The following is a 2008-nucleotide window of genomic DNA, read 5'->3' on the forward strand; positions in this document are numbered from 1 at the left end:
GCCCACGGAACCGTCGCCGTGTCGTCTTCGCTAGCGTGCTCGTGCGTGCTGCCGACAGGCCGCCGCCCACGAACGCCAACACGAACGCAAAGGAGTGTGGCTATGTCCGATCTTGCCGTCGATTCCACGGCCGACCCGGCGAGACTCGTCAGCGGTCTGCCCGCTATGTCGGAGCGTGAGGTCTCCGACCTGCTGGGTGGGCCGGCCGGTGACGCGGTGCTGGACGAGGTCTTCCGGCAGATGCGCGACACCTTCCGCCCAGAGCAGGCACAAGAAGAGAACGCTCTGGTCCGATTCGTGCTCAACGGTGGACCGGGCGGCGCCGTGCGCACCTACGAGCTGCGGGTCGCCGACGGTGTCTGCACTCTGGCGACACCGCCCGCCACCGGGACCCCGAGTGAATCCGCGGGGGAGCAGACGCTGACCATTATCACGGATCGTGTCCGCTTTGTTCGGGTGGTCTCCGGTCAGGCCAGCGGGGCCAAGCTCTTCCTCACCAGAAAGATCAAGATTGATGGTGACCTGAAGTTCGGAGGCAGGATCCTGTCTTGGTTTGAGATCAAGAAGGAGAGCTGACCGGCGGCGGTCCCCACCGCTGCCGCCACGATGAGGTGCCGGCTGGTGCGGCCGGTGCTGGACGGCCGGGAGTACGAGTTGCCCGCCGGGGCCGACGTGGCCGCTCTGTGCCGTCGCGCCGGGAAGGCCAGCCGAGGAGGCCATGAGCGGACGGGTCGGCGACGTCGTTCAACCGGCGCCGGCTCGCCCCTCACAGGGCGAACTCGGCGGTGTTCAGGCCGAGGGCGAGGGCGGCCTCCCGCACCACGGCCCGCTCGCTGGCGACGAACTCGCCGTCAACCAGGCCGATCACCTGCCCGATGCGCACCACGGCGGCGGCTTCCGCCACCCGCCCCCGCACCTTGGCGATGTCGGCCAGCGCGGCCTGTTTGCCGGCGGCGAAGTCTGCGGTGAGACGGCTCAGATGTTCATCGAAGAGCCGTTCCACGTCCTGTTCGGGAAACTGGGACATCACCGGATCCGTGGCGATGAAGCCGAGTAGTCCCTCGCGTTCCGCCGGATCGATGCGACCATCGGCCGCGGTGACGAGGGCACAGATCGCCACGGCGGCGTCCCGGAAGGTGAGGCTGCGCAGCTCCTCCCGACGGGCGAACAGCTGCGCGCGCAGTGAGGCCAGGGAGGGCAGCCGCCGGTTGCCGACGGCGGGATCGAGGCCGCGCCAGAGCGGCCAGCCTTCGGCGAGCCAGCGACGTACCACCTCGGCCATCGATAGCGGGCGCAGGCGTGTCGCGAGGAGCACGTTGACGTTAACCGGAACCAGCGTGTGCTCCCCCCAGCGTGACGGCGTCGGGATGTCGGACGGCCAGAAGCCGGCGAACATGATACTGAGCACGTGATCGGTTGCGGATTCAGGTGAGTGGCCGGTGATGGTTCCGTCGTGCTCGACCGCGCCGATGAACTGCCGGGAGATCGTCCGAGGGCCGGCGAGGCGGCCTACCTGCCGTTCGAGAGCGTCGTCCGTGCTCTCTCCCGCCGCCACCGGACCGCCCGGAAGGACATGCCAGGCTTCTCCCGGCGGGCGAGCGAGGAGAACGCGGTCGTCAATCCGTACGAGAAGCCGAACATCGAGCCGAATAGCAGCCTGCAAAGGCATACCGAAAGCCTCCTGAAGACGCACGGCACAAGGCGGGTTACGCGCAGGCACCATCATCCACCAGGTGGCGGAGCGAGTGGACGCGGCGGTCCGGAACTACTCATCTGCGCTGCCGGCGTGACCGCTCGGTCCGGGTGCCGCGTGCCGCCGCGTGCCGCCGTGGACCGCCGTGCGTCGCGCAGGTCCGCGGCCAGTGGCGGGGTGGGATCGGCCAGTCTCGGAAGGATGATGGTGTCTGTGGCGGCTAGGACGTCGAGCCGTCCGGACCTTAGCGCCGAGGCGTGGGCACGGCGCCACCGGATCCGTATCCAGACCGTCCGCGCCCGATCCTAGCGGGAG

General features: G+C 69.1%; 2 protein-coding genes. One reads left to right on the top strand and one right to left on the bottom strand.

What is annotated here, in order from left to right:
* Positions 1-102: 102 nt before the first annotated feature.
* The gene (locus AC08ON_RS11655) at positions 103-576 is read left to right on the top strand and encodes an SCP2 sterol-binding domain-containing protein (RefSeq protein WP_476607597.1); all 474 of its coding nucleotides are present in this window, start codon (positions 103-105) and stop codon (positions 574-576) included.
* A gap of 190 nt (positions 577-766) precedes the next feature.
* Here AC08ON_RS11655 and AC08ON_RS11660 read toward each other — a convergent pair whose 3' ends face one another.
* Positions 767-1669: a TerB family tellurite resistance protein gene (locus AC08ON_RS11660; RefSeq protein WP_476607596.1), complete on the bottom strand. Its 903-nt coding sequence runs from the start codon at positions 1667-1669 to the stop codon at positions 767-769.
* Positions 1670-2008: the final 339 nt, after the last annotated feature.

Source organism: Frankia sp. CoWAU3 (genome assembly GCF_977971855.1).